Annotated in this window: 21 protein-coding genes and 1 pseudogene; 7 read left to right on the top strand and 15 right to left on the bottom strand. The window is 33.1% G+C overall.

Going from position 1 to position 19,829, the window contains the following annotated elements; all coding sequences use genetic code 11:
- Positions 1-113 precede the first annotated feature (113 nt).
- Both NSU06_RS00930 and NSU06_RS00935 read left to right on the top strand, forming a co-directional pair.
- A complete protein-coding gene (locus NSU06_RS00930; RefSeq protein ID WP_049415860.1) occupies positions 114-1,094 on the top strand; it encodes an SMP-30/gluconolactonase/LRE family protein in 981 nt (326 codons plus the stop codon).
- Positions 1,095-1,273: 179 nt separating this feature from the next.
- Positions 1,274-2,920, top strand: coding sequence for a phospho-sugar mutase (locus NSU06_RS00935; RefSeq protein ID WP_340779064.1), 1,647 nt, complete (start codon positions 1,274-1,276; stop codon positions 2,918-2,920).
- A gap of 81 nt (positions 2,921-3,001) precedes the next feature.
- Here NSU06_RS00935 and NSU06_RS00940 read toward each other — a convergent pair whose 3' ends face one another.
- The 7 genes from NSU06_RS00940 to NSU06_RS00970 are packed head-to-tail and all read right to left on the bottom strand — an operon-like array spanning position 3,002 to position 8,067.
- A complete protein-coding gene (locus tag NSU06_RS00940; protein WP_340779066.1) occupies positions 3,002-3,856 on the bottom strand; it encodes an urease accessory protein UreD in 855 nt (284 codons plus the stop codon).
- On the bottom strand, positions 3,856-4,470 hold the full coding sequence (gene ureG, locus NSU06_RS00945) for an urease accessory protein UreG (RefSeq protein WP_049434709.1): 615 nt from the start codon (positions 4,468-4,470) through the stop codon (positions 3,856-3,858). Before ureG ends, NSU06_RS00940 begins: the two co-directional genes overlap by 1 nt.
- Positions 4,471-4,482: 12 nt before the next feature.
- A complete protein-coding gene (locus tag NSU06_RS00950) occupies positions 4,483-5,172 on the bottom strand; it encodes an urease accessory protein UreF (protein ID WP_049434711.1) in 690 nt (229 codons plus the stop codon).
- Positions 5,165-5,617: an urease accessory protein UreE gene (gene ureE / locus NSU06_RS00955; RefSeq protein WP_002449547.1), complete on the bottom strand. Its 453-nt coding sequence runs from the start codon at positions 5,615-5,617 to the stop codon at positions 5,165-5,167. The genes NSU06_RS00950 and ureE overlap by 8 nt, the downstream gene beginning before the upstream one ends.
- An 11-nt stretch (positions 5,618-5,628) precedes the next feature.
- Positions 5,629-7,344 (bottom strand): urease subunit alpha, encoded by a 1,716-nt coding sequence (gene ureC, locus NSU06_RS00960; protein ID WP_049415848.1) that lies wholly within the window; start codon positions 7,342-7,344, stop codon positions 5,629-5,631.
- The gene (locus tag NSU06_RS00965) at positions 7,344-7,751 is read right to left on the bottom strand and encodes an urease subunit beta (protein WP_017175515.1); all 408 of its coding nucleotides are present in this window, start codon (positions 7,749-7,751) and stop codon (positions 7,344-7,346) included. Before NSU06_RS00965 ends, ureC begins: the two co-directional genes overlap by 1 nt.
- A 13-nt stretch (positions 7,752-7,764) precedes the next feature.
- On the bottom strand, positions 7,765-8,067 hold the full coding sequence (locus tag NSU06_RS00970) for an urease subunit gamma (RefSeq protein WP_049415845.1): 303 nt from the start codon (positions 8,065-8,067) through the stop codon (positions 7,765-7,767).
- 200 nt (positions 8,068-8,267) lie between these two features.
- Here NSU06_RS00970 and yut point away from each other — a divergent pair, with 200 nt between their 5' ends.
- The 4 genes from yut (at position 8,268) to pbp4 (ending at position 12,762) form a co-directional block, all read left to right on the top strand.
- Complete coding sequence (gene yut, locus NSU06_RS00975; RefSeq protein ID WP_340779072.1) at positions 8,268-9,170, top strand: urea transporter; 903 nt, start codon at positions 8,268-8,270, stop codon at positions 9,168-9,170.
- 117 nt (positions 9,171-9,287) lie between these two features.
- Positions 9,288-10,166, top strand: a complete 879-nt coding sequence (locus tag NSU06_RS00980; protein WP_070859415.1) for a ribokinase — start codon at positions 9,288-9,290, stop codon at positions 10,164-10,166.
- Between the two features lie 139 nt (positions 10,167-10,305).
- The gene (locus NSU06_RS00985) at positions 10,306-11,445 is read left to right on the top strand and encodes a polysaccharide deacetylase family protein (RefSeq protein ID WP_340779076.1); all 1,140 of its coding nucleotides are present in this window, start codon (positions 10,306-10,308) and stop codon (positions 11,443-11,445) included.
- Between the two features lie 165 nt (positions 11,446-11,610).
- On the top strand, positions 11,611-12,762 hold the full coding sequence (pbp4, locus tag NSU06_RS00990; RefSeq protein WP_017175511.1) for a penicillin-binding protein PBP4: 1,152 nt from the start codon (positions 11,611-11,613) through the stop codon (positions 12,760-12,762).
- Between the two features lie 94 nt (positions 12,763-12,856).
- Here pbp4 and NSU06_RS00995 read toward each other — a convergent pair whose 3' ends face one another.
- Entirely contained in the window at positions 12,857-13,441 is a 585-nt protein-coding gene (locus NSU06_RS00995; RefSeq protein WP_017175510.1) for a TetR/AcrR family transcriptional regulator, read from the bottom strand.
- Between the two features lie 196 nt (positions 13,442-13,637).
- On the opposite strand from NSU06_RS00995, the gene NSU06_RS01000 reads away from it, so the two are divergent.
- On the top strand, positions 13,638-15,413 hold the full coding sequence (locus tag NSU06_RS01000; protein ID WP_340779081.1) for an oleate hydratase: 1,776 nt from the start codon (positions 13,638-13,640) through the stop codon (positions 15,411-15,413).
- A 60-nt stretch (positions 15,414-15,473) separates the two neighbouring features.
- Here NSU06_RS01000 and NSU06_RS01005 read toward each other — a convergent pair.
- The 7 genes and pseudogenes from NSU06_RS01005 to NSU06_RS01035 all read right to left on the bottom strand — a co-directional run.
- Positions 15,474-15,743 (bottom strand): annotated as a pseudogene (locus tag NSU06_RS01005) (ATP-binding cassette domain-containing protein); the annotation flags it as partial.
- A gap of 91 nt (positions 15,744-15,834) precedes the next feature.
- Positions 15,835-16,620, bottom strand: coding sequence for an arylamine N-acetyltransferase (locus NSU06_RS01010; protein ID WP_340779084.1), 786 nt, complete (start codon positions 16,618-16,620; stop codon positions 15,835-15,837).
- Between the two features lie 79 nt (positions 16,621-16,699).
- A complete protein-coding gene (locus NSU06_RS01015) occupies positions 16,700-17,335 on the bottom strand; it encodes an ABC-2 transporter permease (RefSeq protein WP_340779085.1) in 636 nt (211 codons plus the stop codon).
- Positions 17,335-18,180: an ABC transporter ATP-binding protein gene (locus tag NSU06_RS01020; protein ID WP_340779087.1), complete on the bottom strand. Its 846-nt coding sequence runs from the start codon at positions 18,178-18,180 to the stop codon at positions 17,335-17,337. Before NSU06_RS01020 ends, NSU06_RS01015 begins: the two co-directional genes overlap by 1 nt.
- 30 nt (positions 18,181-18,210) lie before the next feature.
- Entirely contained in the window at positions 18,211-18,933 is a 723-nt protein-coding gene (locus NSU06_RS01025) for a DUF3169 family protein (RefSeq protein ID WP_340779089.1), read from the bottom strand.
- The gene (locus NSU06_RS01030) at positions 18,930-19,133 is read right to left on the bottom strand and encodes a helix-turn-helix transcriptional regulator (protein WP_049334900.1); all 204 of its coding nucleotides are present in this window, start codon (positions 19,131-19,133) and stop codon (positions 18,930-18,932) included. The genes NSU06_RS01025 and NSU06_RS01030 overlap by 4 nt, the downstream gene beginning before the upstream one ends.
- 126 nt (positions 19,134-19,259) lie before the next feature.
- Positions 19,260-19,742, bottom strand: a complete 483-nt coding sequence (locus tag NSU06_RS01035; RefSeq protein WP_070647344.1) for an RrF2 family transcriptional regulator — start codon at positions 19,740-19,742, stop codon at positions 19,260-19,262.
- Positions 19,743-19,829: the final 87 nt, after the last annotated feature.

Consider the following 19,829-nt stretch of genomic DNA (forward strand, 5'->3'; position numbering starts at 1 on the left):
AAGGAGAATCATTTTACTTATTGAAATCGATTACATATAGTAAGCTTAAGTTTAGAATGTTTCAAGCGTATAATAAACTATGTAAATGAATGACATAAGGAGGCTTATTTAATATGTTGGATAATAAATTACCTAAATTAACGTATAGTGGTAAATCTAAAAGTGTGGTTCCTATTGTTTCTGAAAGTGAATTACAAACAGTTACAGCTGAACCATGGTTAAAAATTTCAGATGAAGGACTTCAACTTGAAGGACTTATTTTTGATAGAGAACATAACTTATTTTTATGTGAAGTATTTGGTGGAAAGATTTTCAAAGTTAATCTACCAAGCAAAGATATTTCTGTAGCGTTTCAATCAGAAAAACAAAATCCAGCTGCAGTAAAAATTCATAAAGATGGACGATTGTTTACATGTTACTTAGGTGACTTTGAATCTACGGGTGGTATTTTTGTAACTGATGAACATGGAGAACACTTTGAAGAGATTATTTCAGACATCAATACAGATTATTGTATTGATGATATGGTATTTGACAGTAAAGGTGGTTTTTATTTCACCGACTTTAGAGGGTATTCAACGAATCCTAAAGGTGGCGTCTACTACGTTTCTCCTGATTTTAAAACGGTGACACCCGTGATACAAAATATTTCTGTTGCTAATGGTATCGCACTTAGTACTGATGAAAAAGTACTGTGGATAACTGAAACAACGACGAATCGACTTCACCGTATTCAATTAGAAGATGATGGTGTGACTATTGCACCGTTTGGAGCAACCATACCGTATTATTTTACTGGTCATGAAGGACCTGATTCTGTTTGTATTGATAGTGATGACAACTTATATGTTGCAATGTATGGACAAGGCCGAGTTCTTGTCTTTAATAAAAGAGGGTATCCTATTGGTCAAATCTTGATGCCAGGTCGTGATGAAGGGAAAATGTTGCGTTCTACGCATCCGCAATTTATTCCAGGTACAAATCAATTGTTAATATGTACCAATGATATTGAGAATAATTCAGAAGGTGGATCAATGATTTATACAGTAGAAGGTTTCGCTAAAGGACATGAAAGCTATCAATTTCAATCGTAAATAGCTATAAATTACAATTAAAAACATCCTTACTTATCGTAGTGAGGGTGTTTTTGAATTGTATTATTGTAGATAGGATTTTAATTAAAAAAAAGATAAGTATCATGTGAAACATAAATAGATATCGATTATACTAAAGAAAAGAATAGGACATACATCATGTATGAGAGGAGTATTGGATGAAAGACAATTGGATAACACATAAAGCAGATAGTCTCGTAGGATCATTCTATGACCAACAATCATATCAATTTCAACAAGAAGGGTTTGAAACGACACTTTCCTTTGGAACAGCAGGTATTCGTGGTCGATTTGGTTTAGGTCCAGGACGTTTAAATCGATATACCATTCAACGTCTAGCTTTAGGAATTGCATATTATTTACAAGATAATATGGCACAACCTTCCATTGTCATTCATTATGACATTCGTCATTTATCAGCAGAATTTGCAGACATTATCGCGCATATTTTAGCGTCTCATCATATTAAAGTATATGTATCGGATACATATCAAACGACTCCGCAGTTATCTTATGCAGTGAGAAATCTTCAAACGTCTGCAGGTATTATGATTACAGCTAGTCACAATCCTAAAGATTATAATGGCATTAAAGTATATGGTGCTGATGGAGCACAGCTCGACGATGTCGCCTCACTTGAAGTAGCTAAGTATATTGAACAATTAGATGATCCACTTCATTTAGATATTGAATTAAATGAGACGTTAATTAAAGAAAATATTTTACCTTTACCAAAAGATATTAATCAGTACTATTTTGCGGAAATTAACCAATTGATTGGTGACATACCTCCATCAAACTTAAATGTGGTGTATACGAGTTTACATGGTACAGGAACACCTATTATTCCGAAGGTGCTAAGCCATCTTCACTTTAATAAGATTGAACTTGTTGACGCACAATGTAAAATTGATCCTGACTTTAGTTCTGTAAAAAGCGCCAATCCAGAAGAACATGAAGCGTTTGATCTAGCTATCAAACAAGCCCAATACTCTAAAGCTGATTTAATCATTGCGACAGACCCTGATGTGGATCGAATGGGATTCGTTGAACGAGATCATGATGGTCATATTCACTATTTTAATGGCAGTGAAATAGGTGCGTTAATGATTAAATATTTAGTCGATTATAGGACGCTTCCTAAACAGCCAGTCATGATTCAATCCATCGTAAGTGGTGAACTAGGTAAACGTTTCGCAAAGCAACATGGGGTCACTGTGAAGGAAGTCTTAATTGGTTTTAAATTTATTGCCAAGGCCATTCGCGAATTACGTGAGGATGAAACATTTATTTTCGCTTATGAGGAAAGTTATGGTTACCTTGCGGGTGAATTTGTAAGAGATAAAGATGCGATTCAAGTTGTTCCGTTAGTCATTAAATATGCTTCTATTTTAAAAAATGAAGGTAAAACATTACATGATGCCTTAACGGATATATATGAGGAAGTAGGATATTATCGCGATCAACCTACATCTAAAATATTTGAAGGACAAAAAGGTCAACAAGAGATTGCAACGTTAATGGAACACCTTCGTCAACACATTCCAGATACGTTGGGCGGATTAAAAGTAATCGCAGTTGAAGACTATCAAAGTCAAAAGAGAATCAATAAACGGAATGATAAAGTTGAAGCGATATCTCTGCCAAAGTCAAATGTAATTCGGTTAATCTTTGAGGAGGGATTTGTCGCATTACGTCCTTCAGGAACAGAGCCTAAACTCAAATTTTATCTTTCACTTAATGTTGACGATTTTGAACAAGTTTCGCATGATATCTATCAATATATATTTAATGATAATAAATAAAAATAGAAAAATAAGTGTAAAAGAATAACACCTTATATCGAGTCTTTGTACTCATGATATAAGGTGTATTTTAATTAATTATTAATATTTTCTTAAAAAGTCGAGTTGACGATGATATAATTTATCAGCAATATAAGCTTGGACGCGTGTAAGCACTTCTTCAATTTCTTGTGTCAGATTAGATAATACACGGACTGTAAAACCATGTGTAGGTAATTGCGTAATACCAATACGGCAATCGTATTGCTTTGTATAATCTTTAATTTCATCATACACATCTTCAATGAATTTTTGCGTTATATTAGGGTGTATACAATAAGCCGAACCAAGATGTGTATAGTTTTCCATATAGCCAATCGAACTCATTTTTGTTTCACTTGGGTGCATGCGTAAATTATCGTAGGTGATAAGCACATCATCTACATAAATTTCATTAATTAAATGCATGTAGTCGTAAGTGAATGGTGTGTCTTTTTCAGAATAGCCTGGGGTTAAAATATCGGTATAGAACATTGATGCACTTTTATCTAAATTAAAGACGTTATGTTGGAAAAACTTTGCTCTTTCATAAGCAATAATAGGATCTCCTACATATTCCATATAACCATCTTTTGCTATATTGAATGTTTGGTATTGTTTCACGCAATCGTTTAACGTCTTATATATTTTAGTTGCACCTTGAGAGGTCAAAGTGACTTTAGCATCTTCTTCAACATTAATATCCATACGATAACGATCGCCATCTAAATAACCACCGCCAACATTTACGATATAAAATGTTGGAATCGTAGAGAAATTTAAATAAATTGGACGAATAACCTTTAACGCTTTTTCGAAAAAGATATTACGGGCAACAGAACGCTCACCATTATTAAAAACAGTGAGATTCAATTGTCCAGTCCAAAAAGGTTTTGAATCGAATTGATGTTGTACCATTAAGCTAATCCTTTAAGTAATACATCGCGTTCAATCCATTCAATGACATTATCTAAACCATCGTCGGTTTTTAAATTTGTAAATGTGAAGGGACGATTGCCACGAAATGTTTTAGTATCTTCTGCCATTTGGTCAAGTGATGCGCCAACAAATTCTGCTAAATCTGTTTTATTAATGATAAAGTAATCAGATTTAATCATACCTTGTCCACCTTTACGTGGAATTTTTTCACCTTGAGCTACATCGATGATATAAATAGAGAAATCTACTAATTCAGGACTGAAAGTAGCAGCTAAGTTATCGCCACCTGATTCGATGAAAATAAGTTCAATATCCTCATGACGATCTAATAATTCATCGATTGCAGCAAAGTTCATTGATGCATCTTCACGAATTGCTGTATGTGGACAGCCACCCGTTTCCACACCGATAATTCTATCTTCTGGTAAAACACCAGTATTCACTAAGATTTTTTGGTCTTCTTTTGTGTAAATATCGTTTGTAATCACGCCAATACTCATATCTTTTGATAGACGACGTACAAGTTTTTCAATTAATTGTGTTTTACCTGCACCTACAGGACCGCCTACACCAATTTTAATTGGATTTGCCATGTATATTACCTCCTATGAAATAAAGATTCTCACGTTTACGTTTTCATGCTCCATTTGATTCAGTTCTAAGCCAGGAGCTGTTAAACCGAAATCATCTTCGCTTAATGTGAGAATGTGTTGTCGTGTCCGTTCGATATGTGGAATCATCTCCGTCACAACTTGTTGTCCTATTGTTTGACCTAAGGGAATTGCACGTACTGCATTTTGCGTTAAACTGGAAACGTTCTGATATAGATAGTAATCAATAATCGTTTCAATATCGACGCCTAAATAATGTCCTAGCATTGTAAAACAAATAGCTGGATGCAGTTTTGCACGTTTATCTTTCATTTGTTGATGATACCAATTAATCCATGGACTATCATAAAGTTCTATAGCAAGTTTTACCATACGTGTACCCATTTGTTTAGTACCTACACGTGTTTCTCTTGGTAAACTTTGGACATAAATTAATTGATCAAGGTGTAATACTTTTTCTGTATCACCATTATTTAAAGCGTTATAAACTAAACGCATTGCAAGGCCATCTGAATAGGTTAACTGCTCATTTAGAAAGAGTTCTAACCATTCTCTAAATGATGTAGCATCATGAACTGTCTGACGTTGAATATACGTTTCTAGTCCAAATGAATGACTAAATGCGCCAGTAGGGAATTGTGAATCACAGAACTGAAATAGTCGTAAATGTGAATGATCAATCATGTGAATGACCTATATGTCTGAAGGCTTTATTCACTTTTCGATCTTCATGGCTATAGGGAATACCTAGCGTTTTTAATAAATCTTCTACTAGGTAGTCATATTGTACAAGCATTTCAGTTTCTGTGAATTGCGCAGGTAAATGACGATTACCTAATTGATGCGCAATATCTCCCATTTCTTGTATGTTACGCGGCTTAATGACAAGTAAATCTTCCGAGTTTACATCTACTACAATCATATTGTTGTCATCTTGATATAAAATATCGCCATATTGTAAATCGATAGGTTGTTTTAAACGAATACCGATTTCATTACCGTGATCTGTTGTGACACGTTGAATACGTTTAACCAAATCAGAGTTTTCAAGATATACTTTTTCTACATGCTTTTGTTTTTCCTCTGCAGAAAGGTTAGCGATATTGCCTTGAATGTCTTCTACTATCATCTGAGTACCTCCTAGAATAAGAAGTATCTTTGTGCTAATGGTAATTCAGTTGCTGGTTCACTTGTGATTTTTTCACCATCTACAAATACTTCATATGTTTGTGGATCAACATCTAATTTAGGTGTTGCATCGTTATTTTTCATATCTTTTTTAGTAAGATTACGGATACCATGGACTGGTCGAACCATACGTTCTAAGTTTAGTTGGTTATAAATACCATTTTCGTATGCTGTTTTAGAAACGAATGTAATCGCAGTGTGTTGTTTATTTGCACCATATTGACCATACATTTTACGATATTTCATAGGCTCTGATGTTGGAATAGAAGCATTTGCATCACCATTCACAGCTGAGTTAATCAATCCACCTTTAACAACAAGTTCAGGTTTTACACCGAAGAAAGCTGGATTCCATAGAACTAAGTCAGCTAATTTACCTTTTTCGATTGATCCAACATAGTCAGAAATACCATGTGTAATCGCAGGGTTAATTGTATATTTTGCGATATAACGTTTAATACGATTGTTATCGTTATAGTCAGTATCACCTTCTAGAGCACCACGTTGTTCTTTCATACGATGAGCTACTTGCCATGTACGTGTAATGACTTCACCCACACGTCCCATAGCTTGAGAGTCAGAACTTACCATGCTAAATACACCCATATCTTGTAATACGTCTTCAGCTGCAATCGTTTCTTTACGAATACGTGAGTCTGCGAAAGCAATATCTTCAGGGATAGATGCATTTAAATGGTGTGTAATCATAACCATATCTAAATGTTCATCTACAGTATTATGTGTGTAAGGTAATGTTGGGTTTGTAGATGAAGGTAAAATATTCGGATACGATGCAGATTTAATTAAATCTGGCGCATGTCCACCGCCAGCACCTTCTGTATGGTACATGTGTAAAACACGGTCTTTTACAGCGGCCATTGTATCTTCCATGAACCCAGCTTCATTTAATGTATCAGCATGTAATGCAATTTGTACATCAAATTCATCTGCTACATCCAATGCATGACTTAACGCTGAAGGAGTTGCACCCCAGTCTTCATGTACTTTTAAACCGATCACACCAGCATGAATTTGTTCAATTAATGCAGTGTGGTTTACAGCTTGTCCTTTACCAGTGAAACCAACATTAATTGGTAAATCTTCAGCAGCTTCTAGCATACGATGGATATGCCAAGGTCCAGGTGTAACGGTTGTAGCTTTAGCGCCTTCTGATGCACCCGTACCACCACCAATATGTGTTGTCACACCACTTTCAAGCGCAACTTCTGCTTGTTCGGGGTTAATAAAGTGAACGTGTGTATCGATACCACCAGCTGTTACGATTTTACCTTCAGCAGAGATAATATCAGTTGTTGAACCAATAATAATATCTACGTTATCCATGATATCAGGGTTACCTGCTTTACCAATTGCAAAGATATAACCATTTTTAACACCGATATCTGCTTTAACAATTTTGTCATAATCTATAATTAATGCATTTGTTAATACTAAGTCAGCCACTTTGCGGTCATCACGTGTAACGTTAGGGTTTTGAGCCATGCCATCACGAATAGATTTACCGCCACCAAACGTTGCTTCTTCACCGTAATTTGCATAATCTTTTTCAACAGTTGCAAATAAGTTAGTGTCACCTAGTCGTACTGCATCGCCAACAGTTGGACCATATAAACTTGTATACTGAGATTGAGTCATTTTAAAGCTCATTACTGTTTACCTCCCATTTTGTTCACATTTTTTTCGCCATTATCACCTTTTGGCGCAGCATATTCATCATTTTCACCAGTTGGACGATAAACGCGATCTTCGTCAATTTCACCGTTAACTAAACCTCTGAAACCATAAATTTTACGGTTACCAGCATATTCAACGAGTTGAACTTTTTTCTCATCACCAGGTTCAAAACGAACAGCAGCACCAGCAGGAATATCTAAGTGTTTGCCATATGCTTTTTCCCGATCAAATTTTAAACCTTCATTGGCTTCAAAGAAATGGAAATGTGAACCAACTTGAATTGGACGGTCTCCAGTATTTTTAACATTGATCACTGTTTCAAAATGACCTTGATTAATTTCAACTTCTGTATTTTTTATTTTAATTTCACCAGGTTTCATTTAAAAATCCTCCTTACACGATTGGATGATGAATAGTGATTAATTTAGTTCCATCTGGGAATGTTGCTTCAATTTCAATATCAGTCAACATGCTATCGACACCTTCCATGACATCATCTTTATTTAAAATTTGTTTACCGTAACTCATTAAATTAGCTACAGTTTTACCATCACGTGCACCTTCTAGTAATTCATCACTAATAAGTGCTAATGCTTCTGGGTAATTTAATTTTAAGCCACGTGCTTTGCGTCGACGCGCTACTTCAGCAGCTACCACGATCATTAATTTATCTTGTTCTCGTTGAGTAAAATGCACTGTTATACCTTCTTTCTTTTAAAAATAAGTACTGCAACATTAATCATAAAACTGTAGAATATTTTTAACAAGTAATTTATCTTTTAAATTTATTTAAAATCACTTTTTAAATTAAATTTGTATATATTTTTAATGTTACAAAAGTGTTTAAAAGATATAATAATTAGAAAGGAAATGAATAAAATAATAAAGGTGAGTTTATGAAATATGTAGAGATTTTCTTAAAAAATATTGCTCAAGTCGTATTTATGAATAATAAATGGTCAGGGCTGTGTATTCTTATAGGATTATTTATTGCAAATTGGAAAGTTGGATTAGGAGCAGCAGTGGGAAGTCTCATTGCACTTGTTCTAGCGCCGTACTTTAATTATAGTGAGGATGAAATTAATAATGGATTAGCTGGATACAATTCAGTATTAACAGCAATCGGGTTAGCATTATTCTTAGAAGTATCTTTAATGAACTGGATTGTACTTATTGTGGCAACGATTCTTACTTTACCAGTTGGAGCTGCAATCCGAGAAATTTTAAAACCATTTGGTATACCGATGTTAACATTCCCATTTGTCCTTACGACTTGGTTAATTTTAGCAATGGGCACGCAATTTTCAAAAATGCATATCACAATAGATATTTTGCCTACTAAAATTAAACATCCAGACATCAGTCATTCACATGTGAATTTTATTAGTGGTATCATTACAAATTTTAGTGAAATTTTCTTAGTGACATCAATCATGGGTAGTCTGTTAATTATTATTGGCATTTTTATTGGTTCAGTAAAAGGCGGTATCTATGCGATAGTATCAAGTGTTTTAGCAGTGATATGTATCACATTACTAGGTGGAGACTATCCCACTATTACTGATGGATTGTATGGCTATAACTCAATATTAACGGGTATTGCTTTGGGTGCGACGTTTAAAACAAAATTCAGTCGGATTCTTGCAGTGATTACTGGTTTATTATTAACAGTAGTGATGCATGGTGCATTAGCTACAACATTAGCTCCAATTGGTCTTCCTATTTTCACCGCTCCATTTATTTTTGCAACGTGGCTTGTGATGTTTGCAGGTAAAGAGCAACATGAAGTTAAAAGTTAGAACATATTAATGAGAGTGAGACCGCATTTCTTTTTGAATGTGTTGTCTCACTCTTTTTTTATTATTTATGCTAATTTAGATATGATATGGATGAGAAAGAAAAAGGAGAGGGTTAATATGAAACGTATTTATGTTGTGGGAAGTATGTCGATGGATTTGGTTGTGTCGACTGACCAAGTGCCAAGTAAAGGTGAAACAGTATTAGGAAATACATTTTTCACTACACCAGGCGGTAAAGGCGCGAATCAAGCAGTGGCAGCAGCAAGATTAGGTGACCATGTTCACATGGTAGGGTGTATTGGCGATGATATGTTAGGTAAACAAATTCTTGAAAATCTAAAGCATAATCATGTAAATGTTGAATATGTAAAAAAAGTAAAAGGACCTTCAGGTACCGCCCACATTACACTAGCTGATAATGATAATAGTATTATTGTTGTACCTTCAGCAAATCATAAAGTCACAGTCTCTTTGGTAGACTCAGCTTTGTCAAAAGCAAATAAAGGAGATATTGTGTTACTTCAACAAGAGATTCCAACTGATGTTGTTGCTCACACTGTTCATTATTGCTATGAACATGAACTTACTTCTATTTTAAATCCAGCTCCATATAGAGACATTTCAGATGATATATTGGAACAAGTAACATATTTAACACCAAATGAAACTGAAAGTGAAAATATGTTTGAAGGAGACATTGATCAAGCGTTAGAACGTTATCCTGATAAATTGATTGTGACACAAGGTGCATTAGGTGCTGTATTTTACGATGGTTTAGAACAAATTGAAATTCAAGGAATTGAACGAGAAGTAAAAGATACCACAGGCGCTGGGGATACATTTAATGGTGCGCTTGCAGTCGGATTACAAAAAGACGATTCGCTTGCTAAAGCTATTGCATTTGCTAATGTCGCCGCTAGTCATTCAGTTACAGCACTTGGCGCACAAGGTGGTATGCCCACAATAAATGATATAGCTCAAGATTTAGATATGTAGGTTTTGTATATAAACGTGTTAAGTCTATTTTAAAATAAGCGTATTCAAAAGTTGAAACACATCTGTTATAAATAATATAAAATTATTATATAATGTTGGAAGGTATTATAATATTTATATAACTTAAAGGAGTAACTATATGACTAAGACATATTTACTTAGCACGCTTATTGTTTTAATATCTATAGTTTTATGTGCATGTCAATTTTCAACATTGTCATCATCAAAGAAAGACACTAAAAAGGATAAAGAAAATATCGCAAATATATATGCGAAAAAAAGTACTCAGAATAAAAAAGATTGGCAAGTGTATCAAGGTGATATTGCACATGTATTTTATCATCCAGTGATTACTGAACCTAAAGTAGCTTTTACACAAGAGAAGAATCAAGCTAAGGGTAATTTTGATTGGATGATTACAGCTGATGAGTTTAAGCGTTCATTAAATGAACTCTATAAACACCATTACATATTAATAGATCCACATGAGGCTTATGATTTAAAAGGAAAGACAGTTACTAGAAAAGAATTAAAATTACCTAAAGGTAAGAAACCATTAATTTTATCCATTGATGATATGAATTATTATGAGTACATGAGAGGTCATGGATATGCAGATCGTTTAGTGTTAGATCAGAAACAACATGTCGTTTCTGAAACTAAAGATAAAAATGGTAAGGTAACAACAAGTGAAACAAATGATATTGTACCTATATTGAATCAATTCGTGAAAGACCATCCTGACTTTTCACTCAATGGTCAAAAAGGCGTCGTTGCGCTAACAGGATACAATGGCGTGTTAGGTTATCGAACAAATGAGTTAAATAATAAAGATTATCTAAAACGTAAAAGAGATGCTAAAAAAGTTGTCAAAGCAATGAAAAGAGATGGTTGGACATTTGCAAGTCATTCATGGGGACATATCGATTTTGCAAATAGCTCATATCATCAAATTGTTCGTGACACGAAACGTTGGAAAAAAGAAGTAGAGCCAATTATAGGAAAAACAGATTTATTTATATATCCACATGGTGCTCAAGATAGAGGTTCTAAAGCATATCAATATCTGGTTCATGATGAAGGATTTAAATTTTTAGCAGGTGTAGGACCAAATAATTTTACAGATATCAGCAATGATAGTGTCTATCAAGATCGTGTTGCGATTGATGGATTAAATTTATATGATTTTAAATATAAATTAAAGCCATTTTTAGATCCGAGTAAGGTGTATAGTGAGAAAGATCGTCAATATTTTAAAGGAGATAAATCCTATCAATAGTATGGTATAAACAAAAGAGTTGGACAAACTTCGTAAGACCATTTGTTCAACTCTTCTTTATTTTATAATTAAAGAATATATATTAGATACTTAGTTGTAATTCGCCTGTAAAGTTGTTATAAAATATATTATACAATATTTTAAAAATAAAAAGTAGGTAATATAATGTTTTTGAAAGTAACACAAAGTATTGGAATACTTAGTTTATTTACATTATTAGGAACTTCAATCTCTCATGCAGCAGAAACACCTGTGGATATTACAAATAAAGAAGGTAATGTCGCAGTAAGTTCAAATTATGAACCTGATGGTGTAACGCTTACGACACAACAAGGCCAAATATTATATAATTTCCAAGGAAATAAAGAAGCGGACCCTGCTTCTTTGTCTAAAATGATGACCATCTATTTAACATTAGAAGCAGTTCATCAAGGAAAACTTAAGTTAGATGATAAAGTTAAAATCACGAGCGCATATGATCAATTATCTAAAAAGCCAAATTTAACGTCTGTCCCTTTAAATCAAGGTCAAATATATACTATTAAAGATTTATTAACACAGGCGGCCTTACCTTCAAGCAATTCAGCCGCGATGATTTTAGGAGAACAAGTGAGTGGCAATACGTCAACATTCACAGACAAAATGAATGCGCAAGCTAAAGCTTTTCATATGAAGCATACATATTTTGTGAACCCAGCAGGTGCTGCTAATGATTTACTTGGACAACAAGCACCAAAGAAATATAAACAGGATATTTATCCTAAAAGTACGGCAGAAGATATTGCGATATTATCTCATCACTTAATCGCCAAACATCCAAAATTTTTAAACATAACGCAACTTAGCCAAGATACTCAAAAAGGTTATACTTTTAATAATACTAATTTATCAATTAAACATGAGCCACTTTACTTAAAAGGTACAGACGGATTGAAAACGGGTACGAGTGATAAAGGATATAATATTGCTTTAACTAACCAACAGAATCACCTTCGACTCAATGAAGTGGTTATGAATGTGTCACCGTATATGGATAATAATGCCAAATACAATCGTAATCGAATAGGGAATGCGATTTTTAAACATTATCGCAAAGAATATGAATACAAAAAAGTGTTATCTAAAGGAGAACATAAGATTGACGGTAAGACATACAAAGTAGATAAAAATTTATATGATACCGTTCCTAAAGATAATAAAAAATGGGATATACGAATCAATAAATATGGGAAAGCTTATGTGCACTATAAACGTGATTTCTTACCAGAAACGACGTATCCACGAGTAAATGCTAAAAAAGTATGGAAATGGTTCTAAATAAAAGCGGGATACACTTTAACGTACTATTAAATGTGAGATTAATATCAAACAATTTAATAAGTCAGTACGATATTTGTTTCCCGCTCTTGTTTTATTTTAATAACTTTAAATGAACCTCTCTCGCTCCACAAATCATGGTAACGATATCTGAAGACACTTCATCAATGGATTGTTGACCATACTGAATCCAGTTTAGAATAACGCTTAAAATGCCTCCAGTTAGAAATTCTCCATAAATGAACTCATCTATGTAAAATTGTCCAATTTGTTTATCAAATTCAATTTGTCGTTTAACCACTGCATAAATTTGATTATATAAAATTTGATAAACTTCACTATAAATATTGATAGAAATGACACTTTTTACCATTGTTTTGTTATCACTAATGAAAAATAAAATATCTTTCATAAATTTATTGAAAAATTGTCTCGGATCTTTTGGATCAATTTCAGGCAAATGTAACGTTCGAAAATATTCAATTAATGTACCAACAATATGATTAAGTAAATCATACTTATCATTGAAATGACGGTAAAATGTAGAACGACGTACATTTGCTTTTTCGCATAAATCTTGAATGGTGATATTTTCAAAAGATTTCGTTTCAAGCAAATCTGAGAATGTAGTAATGAGTGCTTTTTTTGTTCGTTGTACACGTAAATCTTGATTATTCATGCTGTGCACCTCTCATTTAGGACATTTTATCAAAAATGTCACTTAAGTTACATTTTCACTTAACTGACTCACAATAATATTTTATAAAATGATTATAATATAAGCGAAGGGTAGATTAATTTCTAAAGCGTTTACTTATAGTTTACTACTTTTCATAGATTACTTAAAAATATAAATAAAATGGGGAGTGAATCATATGTACTATAGTAATGGAAATTATGAAGCATTTGCACGTCCGAAAAAACCTGACTATGTTGCACAAAAATCTGCTTATCTTATTGGCTCTGGATTAGCATCTTTAGCTGCTGCATGTTTTTTAATTAGAGATGGGCAAATGGATGGGTCAAACATTCACATTTTAGAAGAATTATCTAAATCTGGTGGAAGTTTGGATGGTACTGAACTTCCAATGAAAGGCTACGTTATGCGTGGTGGTAGAGAAATGGAAAATCATTTTGAGTGTTTATGGGATTTGTTCCGTTCCATCCCATCACTTGAAATTGAAGATGCTTCAGTTTTAGATGAGTTTTATTGGTTAAATAAAGAAGATCCAAACTACTCAAGATGTCGTGTTATTGAAGAAAGGGGTCAACGATTACCTACAGATGGAGACTTTACTTTAACAAAACAAGCCATGAAAGAAATACTCCAATTATGTATGATGAAAGAAGAAGATTTAAATGATGTGAAAATTTCAGATGTCTTGTCAGAGGATTTCATGAATTCAAACTTTTGGATTTATTGGAAGACGATGTTCGCTTTTGAACCTTGGCATTCTGCAATGGAAATGCGTCGTTATTTAATGAGATTTGTGCATCACATTGGAGGTTTAGCTGATTTTAGTGCCTTGAAATTTACTAAATACAATCAATATGAATCACTCGTATGCCCTATGATTGCATACTTAACGTCCCATGGTGTGCAATTTGAATACAATGTTCAAGTGCTTGATGTTAAAGTAGATGTGACTACCAAAGACAAAGTTGCTAAAACAATTGAACTAAAACGAAATGGTAATAAAGAAACAATTCAACTCACACCCGATGATCTTGTATTTATTACGAATGGTAGTATCACAGAAAGTTCAACTTATGGCGATAATCACACACCTGCGCCTCCTACAAAAGACATTGGCGGAAGTTGGAATTTATGGCGGAACTTAGCTAAACAAAGCCCTGAGTTTGGCAATCCCGAAAAATTCTATAAAGATTTGCCAGATAAAAGTTGGTTCGTCTCAGCAACGGTAACGACAAATAATAAGACAGTAATTGAAGCTATCGAACGTTTATGTAAACGTGATCCATTGTCAGGAAAAACGGTAACAGGTGGGATTATCACAGTTAACGACTCTAAATGGCAAATGAGTTTTACTGTGAATCGTCAACAACAATTCAAAGAACAATCTAAAGATGAAGTGAGTGTATGGGTTTACGCTTTATATTCAGATGAGAAGGGCGATTATATCCATAAACCGATTGTTGAATGTAGTGGTCATGAAATATGTCAAGAATGGTTATATCATATGGGATTACCTATTGATCAAATAGAATGCCTCGCAACACAACATTGTAATACGATTCCTGTATATATGCCTTACATTTGTTCATATTTCATGCCAAGATCGATTGGCGATCGACCACTTGTTGTCCCTCAACACTCTCGTAACTTAGCCTTCATTGGTAACTTTGCAGAAACAGAAAGAGATACAGTGTTTACTACAGAATATTCTGTAAGAACAGCGATGGAAGCAGTTTATCAATTACTGGACATAGATAGAGGTGTTCCAGAAGTCATTGCGACAGAATTTGATATTCGTGTCTTATTAGATGCAGTCTATGAACTTAATGATCGTAAAGACTTAAAAACAATAGCCAAGCAAAATAAAATACAACAAGTTGCATTACACACGTTTTTAAAAAAGATAGAAGGTACGTTTGTAGAAGAACTCTTGACGCAACATAAATTATTATAATAGTGTGTAGGTAAATGTTAACCCCCGCGTGTTCGAGAACATGCGGGGGTTAAATCATGATTATTCAATATATCGTCTTAAATGTTTTGCTGTAACAGAATTATTAATATTTAGAAGCCCTTTAGGGTCTCCAGCATACAATAATTGTCCTCCATGTTCACCAGCAAATGGTCCAATGTCAATAAACCAATCTGCTTCTGTCATCATCGTTAAATTATGTTCGATTAAAATGACAGTATTCCCTTCATCAATCAAATGATTAAAGCATTCAATGAGAATAGGCAAATCGTCTTCATGAAGTCCTGTTGTAGGTTCATCAAAGATAAATATTTTTTAAGTTATTTTGTTTTGCACCAATAATTTCGATATCGGACATATTTTTTACCTCATTGTTGTTATTACCCGACAATAGTAGATTTATTTACTTTTCTAAAGGAAGAATAGTAACGTCAAGATTAAAATAGGACTTTAAAAATTCTTTATAATTTTCACGTGTGATAGCGAACTGCTCTTTTTTATATCTTTTAGTAAGAGTAAGGTGATTATAAGACATTGTAGCTCGACCGAAATGTTGTGGCTTTGTAATCATGAGTTGCTTTACAAATATAGATTCAGGATGTGAGGTATTGTAGTTAATCATTTCATCAAAATCATGAATATCACGAGAAATAAACTCTGCTTTATAACGTGTTACCCACGTGGTTTCTTCCAGTTTTTGAAGAAGATACGTCGTAGGGGTTTCAAAAATGGCACGAAATTGACCTGTCTTTTCAAACACAATTTGTGTCGCTTCAATTGAAGTTATTGGGAGTGCTTGTAATGGTAAATCGCCAAATCCCACATCAGCAATATAGTAACCATTATTAATAAGCACAACTAGTGATAAATGAGAGCCTTTAGGGCTGTAGTTGCCATTAGGCTGATGAACGGTTGCTGACATTCGAAACACTTTAAAACCTTTAGCTTCTAAGTAGCTACCGAAGAAGTGATTCATTTCATAGCAAAACCCACCACGATGTTGATATATAAATTTATTAAATAAATAATCTAAATCAACTGAAATCTTTTCTTTATTTTGAACACTAATATTTTCAAAAGGAACGGTTAGCATAAAACGTTCCATGTAATAGTTAAGTGCATCTAAAGTAGGGTGAGGATAACGTTGAGACTCAATATTTAAATAATCTTCAATTGCTTTAATATCCATAATTTTTCCTCCTTAATCGTTATGTACCAAAATATAAAATAGAAAAAACGTGTGTTCTTCAATGAACACACGTTTGTTATTATAGTTCTTGTTTCTTAAAAATAGATAGTGATGAAAAATAAGAAATGACAAAAATAATAAAGCCAAGCAATGCATAACTACCAGTTGCTACTAGAACGAGTGGATTTGAAGCAATTTTACTCATTGAACCGGCTTGTACAAGTATTGGCATAATAGCAAAGAACCACATGGATAAAAATAATGCAACAGCAACAACTGCTGTAGTAAGCATAATGACATTTGAATTCTCAGGACCAAATTTAAATGTGAGTGGAAACATTAATGCATACGTACAAGCCATCCCAATACCTATGAACGCGGAAAATAATGTAACCATAATATCTTGAGTCACGATCAGACAAATGATGGCGCCAATCATTAAACCAAGTAAAATGAGTAAACCATAAAAAGCAAAGTACGCTTTTACATAAGTATTTCTATGTGTAGGGAGGGTAGAGACATAGTACATCCATTTAGAATCTTTTTCACGTTTTAAGTTATCTGATACGGGAGATAATAACATGACCATTAGCATGAAACAACACATCATTGGACTAAAAAACGCAAACACAATACTTAATATGAGACCAATAATTAAATAGGTTATGAGAGGTTTTTTAGAAGCATAAAAACTACTAAGTATAAGCCCTTTCATTATTTATCACCTCGCATAATTAATTTTGTAGCATCATCAATATTTTGAAGCGGGCGTGCTTGTGCAAAGTGCTGACGTTGCTTGACTAACGTTTGACGTTGACCATGACGTGTTCGTGAAGCAATGATTACCTCTTGAGGTAAGTCTAAAGGAGATGTCTCATCTGTTTCGATAATGCCATAATCAGTTAGTAATATATGTTTGTCTTCTTGTAAAAGAATATGACCATCGCGCATAAAAATAAGTGTTGTAGCAAGTTGTTCCATATCCTCAGAAATATGAGATGAAAGTAAAATACCATGCCCCTTTGATACATAATTTTCGAGAATTTCTAACACTTCTTCTCGTCCTGAAACATCCATACCAGCTGTCGCTTCATCTAAGATTAATAATTTTGTATCATGAGAAAGTGCGATGGCTAATGCTGCTTTCATGCGCATCCCTCTAGAAAAAGTAGAAATTTGATTATTTTTAGGTAATTCAAATGTTTGAATAAGATTGAAAAATTGATCACTATTCCAATGTTTAAAAATATTTAAAAATACTTTATCAATCTCTGTTATTGTCAATTTATTCGGTACGCGTAAATCATCAAAAACGACACCCACGTGCTCCTTATAATCTTTATCTTTTTCAGAAATAATTTGATTGAAAAAAGAAATCTCTCCTGAATCTTTAAATCGATTACCCACTAATGTGTTAATAAGGGTAGATTTACCTGACCCATTTTTACCAATTAAGCCAATGACCTCTCCTGGATTTAAAGTGAATGAAATACCATTTAATTCGAAATTTGAATTCTTATACGATTTATTAAGTTGTTGTACTTGAAGTAAATGTGTCATCTAATGATCCTTTCTTTATAGAAATGAAAACTATGAATGATAAAATTTATATGTTTTTAATAAATGACTAAATCCATTATAAATAAACAAAATGATTAAAATAAAGATTCCTAACGTTTGAGAATGTCCAGTTTCTAACGAATAAAAACCTAAAAATATTGTGCCAAACATAATTAAAGATAGGTTAATATAGAATGTTTTGAACAAAGAGTTAAAGTAAATATGTCGTTCTCCTTCGTCTAAAATGTTAATTAATTTCTCAGAATAATTTTTTTCCCCTAATTTGGGATAGCGAGAATCAAATTTACGATAAAACAATCCTGTAATTACCGAGGAAATAATCGTTGTCATAAAAGGGAGTAATGCCCAACTACTAGCACTAGAATTTCCATTTCCTAAGACAATGATAAAAAGAGCAATAAAGCTAATTGTTAATTCTAGATAATAAATAAATGAATTTTGCATATATGCTAAATTAGCTTTCTTATCATATGAATCTGCCTCATCTTCATCAATATGTGTTTCAGATAAACGTTTGTAATGAACGGCCTTTTTTTGAATAATAATTAAATACATACTTAAGACTAGAATAAGCGCCACACAGATTAATGAGATTAAAATGACATTCGAATGTGTAGCATAATGATAATTTCCAAAGAAGTGAAAAGTATGGTTGTAGTTAATGAATAGAGCTATACATCCTCCAACCAGTCCACCCATTAACAAAGTGATTATAAAACGACCTATTTTCATAAATCTTCCTCCTCAATCATAAAGATAGATTCAACAGGTTCATTAAAAATACGAGCTATTTTCATAGCAGTTAAAATAGAAGGTGTAAAGTCATTTCTTTCAATGAGAGATACAGTTTGACGTGAGATGCCTGCTTTTTTAGCAAGTTGCGTTTGATTATAACCTTCTCTCGCTCGTAATTCTTTCAATCGATTTCGCAATCATCATCATCTCCTCACAATTAGTGTATATTATTATAGTCATTTTGACAAATATATTTGTCAAAAAGTGTTTAAAGTAAATTATAGGTGAGACTAACGGTTGTCTGACGTTAGACGCTCGGATGTCTAAAGAGTCTTACTATTTAACACTATCCATTGTGCAATGTCTTCAAGATTATAATGCTTGATAATATCTTGATATATATCTTCTAAATTTATTTCAGAAAGTGTAGAAATCAATGTATGTTCAATATGATTTAAAGCTATACTGATGTTACATTGTTGTGCTTTGTGTCCTTCTTTTTCTCCTAAAAAGTTGGTAAGTAAATGTTGACTTGAGAAGATATTGCCACGACCTTCAATAGCTAAAAAGACATCGTAAAAAGTAATATCTTTGAGTTTTTTTCTAAGTGTAAATCCTCCATTTTTACCAGTTGTTGAATATACTAAATTTTCTTTTACTAATGCTTTTACTATTTTTTTCAAGTAAGAATCAGAAACTTTAAGTCGCTTGCTTAAAGCGGTAGATGTCATTACTGATTGACGAGGGAGTTGATTTAAAATTAATAAGACATATATGGCTTGTTCCCAACCGGTAGATAATTTCATATATAAGCCTCCTATCAAATCCATTATATAATATTTTTATATTATATTTAAAAAATAAATTAGTTAATATATAATTGTGTTTAAAGA

This window comes from Staphylococcus sp. FSL W8-1270 (assembly GCF_038007165.1).
Taxonomy (GTDB): Bacteria; Bacillota; Bacilli; order Staphylococcales; family Staphylococcaceae; genus Staphylococcus; species Staphylococcus hominis.